The organism is Kitasatospora sp. NPDC096128, assembly GCF_040303105.1.
Classification (GTDB): Bacteria; Actinomycetota; Actinomycetes; order Streptomycetales; family Streptomycetaceae; genus Kitasatospora.
Genome location: NZ_JBEOSP010000104.1, coordinates 1 through 5,339 on the forward strand (window position 1 = coordinate 1; position 5,339 = coordinate 5,339).

Here is a 5,339-nt window from a genome sequence, read left to right on the forward strand (position 1 = left end):
GCTTCGGTGCGCAGGGGGTTGATCTCGGAGACGGCGCCGACGAGCGTGGTCTTGCCGACACCGAAGCCGCCCGCGATGACGATCTTCGCGGAGGTGGTGGCGCGGGTGGGGGCGGCCGCGTTAGAGCTTGCGAAGTCCACTGAGGACCCTTTCGAGCAGCGTGACGTCGGGCTGGTTTCCGGATTCGCCCCCGGAAGCGGGCTGGTGGATGGCGACCAGACCGGCCTCGGCCAGGTCGGCCACGAGGATGCGGGCGACTCCCAGGGGAAGTGAGAGCAGCGCCGAGACCTCGGCGACGGATTTGACCTCCGTGCACAGCGTGCAGATCCGCTGGTGCTCCGGGAGGAGGGTGGCCAGGCGCTGCGGGTCGACGTCGGCGGAGACCAGGGCCTCCAACGCGAGTTCGTAGCGCGGCCGGGTGCGACCGCCGGTCATGGCGAACGGCCGGATCAGCGGGCCGGAGTCCTGCTCGTCCTCGAACTCCTCGACGTACCCGGGCTCCTGGGCCGGCCGGCGGCCGGGGTCCTGGGCGGGCGCCTGGCCGGGCGGCGTCGGGTAGCCGGGCGGCGGGGTGTCGAAGGCGGACTGCGGCCGGGCGTACGGGTCGTACTGGCCGTACTGCTCCTCGGGCCGGGCGTACGGGTGCTGCTGGGGCTGCTGCCCGTACTGGTGCCGACCGTATTGCTGACCGTGGCCGGCGCCGGGTGCTCCGAAGGCGTCATGGCCTGTGCCAGGGTACGGAACGCCGTACGGGCCGCTGCGGTCGTCGGGCGGTGTCACGGTTCCTCTCCTCACAAGGTGCGGCGGTGCGGTGCGAGCTTCGGTACGAGTCCGGAGCCTGTGGTGCGAAGGCCGTACAACGTCCGAACCCGAGCCCGCCGAAGCGGGCCCGGGAAGGACGCGGAGGTACTTCGAATACCTGGACGGTATCCGACGAACCGTCAGTGCAGGAGACTGCCCTGGAGTTCCGCGCGCAGTGCGGGGGTGAGAACGGCTCCTGCCCGGTCGACGAGCAGGGCCATCTCGTAGCCGACCAGGCCGATGTCCGAGTCGGGGGAGGCGAGGACGGCGAGGGCGGAGCCGTCGCTGATGGCCATGAGGAAGAGGAAGCCGCGCTCCATCTCGACGACGGTCTGGTTGACCTCGCCGCCTTCGAAGATCCGGCTGGCGCCGGAGGTGAGGGAGGTGAGGCCGGAGGCGACCGCGGCGAGCTGGTCGGCGCGGTCGCGCGGGAAGCCTTCCGACATGCACAGCAGGAGGCCGTCCGCGGAGACCACCACGGTGTGGGACACCCCGGGGGTGTTGTCCACGAAATTGGTGATCAGCCAGTTCAGGTTCTGTGCGGCCTGGCTCATCTGAGTCAACTCAACGCTCCTGGTGGTTCGAGCCGCCGAAGAGATCGGTGCTCCGGTTCTGTCCGTTGCCGGACTGGTCTACCTGATCGGGGTCGATCCGGAAGCTTCCGGTGTTGCCGGCGCTGCGGCCCTGCTCGACACCGCGGCGCAGGTTCGTGAGGCGGCCACGGACCTCCTCGGGGCTGCGGGAGACCTGCGGCCCTTCCTGCGGGGTGGGCTTGGCGTTGCCGGGCACCAGGTTCTGCTTGGGCACCCGGCGGGGCAGTCCGGCCCCGGTGGTGCCGGCGGAGGAGGGCTCGCGCAGCTGCTCGGCCCGCTGCCAGTCGCCGTCGTTCGGCGACTGCCAGGGGGAGGCGGTCGGGCCGGTGGGCCCGTAGCCGCCCAGTGCGGACACGTCGTGCCCGCGGGTCTCGGCGGGCGCCGAGGTGTCCTTGGCGCCGGCGAACCAGTTCGGGGTCTCGCCGGAGGGCTGGCTCAGGCCGGCCGGGGCGCTGCCCGGGCCGCCGCCCGCCAGCTGCTGGCCGGGGCGGCGCTGGGGCAGCCCGGACGGCAGGGTGGCGGTGGGCTCGGCGGCGGGCAGGGCGGGCGGCTCCGGGGCGTACGGGTGGCCGGCGGGGGCCTCCTCGGCCTGGTGGCCGTAGCCGTCCTGGGCGTACCCGTCCTTGCCGTAGCCGTCCTGCTGGTAGCCGCCCTGGTCGTAGCCGTACTGGTCGTCGGCGTAGCCCTGGTCGTAGCCCTGCTGCTGGTACTGGCCGTAGCCGTCCTGGGCGTACTCGTCCTGCTGGTAGCCGCCCTGGTCGTAGCCGTACTGCTCGTCGGCGTAGGTGTCCTGCTGGAAGCCCTGCTGCGGGGCGTACTGGTCGTAGCCCTGCTGCTGGTAGTCCTCCTCGATCTCGGCGTCCACGACCGGCCCCTGCGGGCCGCCCTCCAGGGCCGCGCGGCGGACCTGGTCGAGGCGCTGCGAGCGCTGGACGGCTTCCAGGGCCGGGCTGAACCCGGAGGAGCCGGCGTTGCCGATGCCGGTGAGGTGGTCGTCGAAGCCCAGCTCGGCGGCGCTGCGGTTGTTGTCCGGGGCCCAGTCGGCGGTCGGCTCCTGGTCGGCGAAGATCCGGGAGACGGTGAACTGCTCCTCCGGCTCCGGCGCCACCGCGGAAGTGGTGACGAAGGGCGGGAGCATGACCAGCGAGGTGGTGCCGGCGGACTCGCCGGACGGGCGGAGCTGGACGCGGATGTCGTGCCGCTGGGAGAGCCGGCCGACCACGAAGAGGCCCATGCGGCGGGAGATGGTGGCGTCGACCGTGGGCGGCTCGGCCAGCTTCTCGTTGATCTCCGCGAAGTCGTCGGCGGTGAGGCCGATGCCCTTGTCGTGGATCTCGACCAGCACCCGGCCGTCCGGCAGGCGGGTCGCGTTGACCAGCACCCGGGTCTGCGGGCTGGAGAACGAGGTGGCGTTCTCCAGCAGCTCGGCGAGCAGGTGGACGAGGTCGGTCACGGCGGCGCCGACGACCTCGACCTCGGGGATGCCGGACAGCTCGACGCGCTCGTACTGCTCCACCTCGGAGGCGGCGGCGCGCAGCACGTCGACCAGCGGGACCGGGGTGTTCCAGCGGCGGCCGGCCTCTTCGCCGGCGAGGACGAGGAGGTTCTCACCGTTGCGGCGCATACGGGTCGCGAGGTGGTCCAGCTTGAAGAGGTTCTCCAGCTGGTCCGGGTCGGCCTCGTTGTTCTCCAGGTCGGTGATCAGCGCCAGCTGGCGCTGGATGAGGCCCTGGCTGCGGCGCGACAGGTTGGTGAAGATCGCGTTGACGTTCCCTCGCAGCAGGGCCTGCTCGGCGGCGAGCGCCACGGCCTGCTGGTGGACCTGGTCGAAGGCCCGGGCGACTTCGCCGATCTCGTCCTTGCCGTGCAGCGGGATCGCGGTCACCGAGGTGTCGACCCGGTCGGGGTCGGTCTTGGAGAGCTTCTCGACCAGGTCCGGCAGGCGGTGGTCGGCGATCTCCAGGGCGGCGCTGCGCAGGGTGCGCATGCCGAGGATCATCGAGCGGGCGACGTAGCCGGTGAGCAGGCCGGCCAGGATCAGTGCGGCGACGACGATGACCGTGTTGAGGATGGCGTCGTAGAGCGCGTTGTCCTTGAGGTTGCGGGAGTCGGTGAGGACGTTGTCCAGCAGCACGACTTCGGTGTTCCGCAGGGCCTGGATGTGGGTACCGGCGGCCTGGTTCCAGTTGTCCGGGGTCAGACCGGCGTTCTTGGCCTCCGCGTACGCGGCGTCGGCCGCGGCCTTGCCCCTCTGCTGCCCGATGGCGGCGGCCTCGGCGTAGTTGGCGGCGAGCCCCAGCAGGCCCTGCATGGTGGGCGCCGTGCCGTTGGGCATCTTGTACGCCGAGCGGTCCTGGGCGGTGGCCAGGGCGACCTGGGCGTCGCCGTACTTCTTGGCGTCCTCGGGGGCGGCACCGGTGTTGAACTCGGCGAGGGAGACCTGCTCCAGCTTCTCCGCGACCAGGATCTGCTGGGTCATGTCCTGGTTCTCGTAGCGCGTGGTCACGCCCTGCGAGGCACCGACCAGCAGGCTCAGCATCAGCGAGCGCTGGGTCGAGGCGGAGGCCTTGGCCAGCGACATCGCGTAGATCGCGCGGCCCTTGCTGGTGGCGTTGGAGGAGCCGTTGCCGACCGAGTTGTCGTAGGCCAGCAGCGGCGCGAACATCGCCGAGTAGGCGTTCGCGGTGGCGCTGGCGAACAGCTCCTTGCCGTACGCGACCTGCCGCAGGTGCGGCAGGCTGACCACCAGGTCCTCGAAGGCCTGGTGGCGGCGCGGCAGCTCGCCGGACTTGTCGGTGGCGTTGTACGCGGTCTGGTAGGCCTTCAGCGCGGCGTCGGTGTCGGCGCGGCGCTTGGCGACCTCGTTGTTCGGGTCCTGCCCGGTGATCAGGGGTATCAGGGTCTTGTCGCGCTCGTTCTCGAGCGCTTCGGCGAGTTCGGTCGCCGCCTTGGCGAGCTCGGCGGTCTTCTCGGCGCGGGACGCCTTGATGTAGCCGTCGACCGAGGTGTTCACTCGCAGACCGCCGAAGACGAGACTGATGATCACGGGGATCAGCAGGATCGCGATCAGTCGGGTCGGCACGCGCCAGTTGCGCGGACGGAGGAAGTCGTAGCGGCTGGACGGACCGCCGTCGCCGGACGGACCCGCCGGACCGGTGCGAGGCTCCTTGGCGGTCGCCGGGGGCTTGGCGGCCGGGGTGGCCTGGGAGCGCTCCTCGGTGGGAGTGAACGCGGAGAATCCGGCCTGTTCCGCGGCGCTGCCGTTCGGCGCGCTCTGGCGGGGCTCGGAGCGCCGCTGCGGGGCGGGTTGCTGCTTACGCCTCACTCGACTACTACCTCTCGGCCGACTTGCCGGCCATGGATCAATCCAGCGCTACCCCCGGGGCCCTGGCCCGCTGCCGGAAGGCCGGCGCGGGATGTTCAGGGGTAGCTGGAATTTCAGCACGTGCAGGGATGGGGGACAAACAGCCGCCGTATGGCACCCGCAGTGGAACAATCCGGACAATCGGCGACATGACGGAGCAAAACCGTGGTGATCTGGCGCTGAGTGACGCTGATTCGCCACGCTGCGTCATTGTTGATCACAAAATGCCTACCGAACTGTTATCCGCTGCTTATACACGGGTCTTGCGCGCGGCCCCGGGAGGACACCGGCCGGTAAAGAACCGCCGCCCCGGCGACCCGTCAGTGTGACGGCTCACCGGGGCCTGTCGGTTCCCGTGACTCGCACGCTCGCCTCCGGGGGCGTCCTCCGACTCCGTTGTCAGCGGAGCCGGGCGAGGAGGGCGTGTTCGACGAGGGTGATGAGGGCGCTCTTGGCGCTGTCGCGGCGGCGGGCGTCGAGGGTGACGACGGGGGTGTCGGCGCCGAGTTGGAGGGCTTCGCGGACTTCGTCGGCGGTGTGGGGCTGGTGGCCGTCGAAGCCGTTGAGGGCGACGACGAAGG

At 71.0% G+C, this 5,339-nt stretch carries 3 protein-coding genes and 2 pseudogenes; all 5 read right to left on the reverse strand.

Features of this window, described 5'->3' with window-relative positions; translation table 11 throughout:
* Positions 1-140, reverse strand: a pseudogene (locus ABTY61_RS41620) (ATP-binding protein); the annotation flags it as partial.
* Positions 121-780 carry a DUF742 domain-containing protein gene (locus ABTY61_RS41625; RefSeq protein ID WP_350510459.1) on the reverse strand — a complete coding sequence of 220 codons (660 nt, stop codon included), beginning with the start codon at positions 778-780 and terminating at the stop codon, positions 121-123. The gene ABTY61_RS41625 and the pseudogene ABTY61_RS41620, both read right to left, overlap by 20 nt.
* 161 nt (positions 781-941) lie before the next feature.
* A complete protein-coding gene (locus ABTY61_RS41630; protein ID WP_097236138.1) occupies positions 942-1,355 on the reverse strand; it encodes a roadblock/LC7 domain-containing protein in 414 nt (137 codons plus the stop codon).
* A gap of 10 nt (positions 1,356-1,365) precedes the next feature.
* Positions 1,366-4,719, reverse strand: a complete 3,354-nt coding sequence (locus ABTY61_RS41635) for a sensor histidine kinase (RefSeq protein ID WP_350510460.1) — start codon at positions 4,717-4,719, stop codon at positions 1,366-1,368.
* A gap of 438 nt (positions 4,720-5,157) precedes the next feature.
* A pseudogene (locus ABTY61_RS41640) lies at positions 5,158-5,339 on the reverse strand (ATP-binding protein); the annotation flags it as partial.

Excerpts from the sequence above, each read along its gene's own strand:
- ABTY61_RS41630 (WP_097236138.1), bottom strand. The coding sequence starts at position 1,355 with ATGAGCCAGGCCGCACAGAACCTGAACTGGCTGATCACCAATTTCGTG.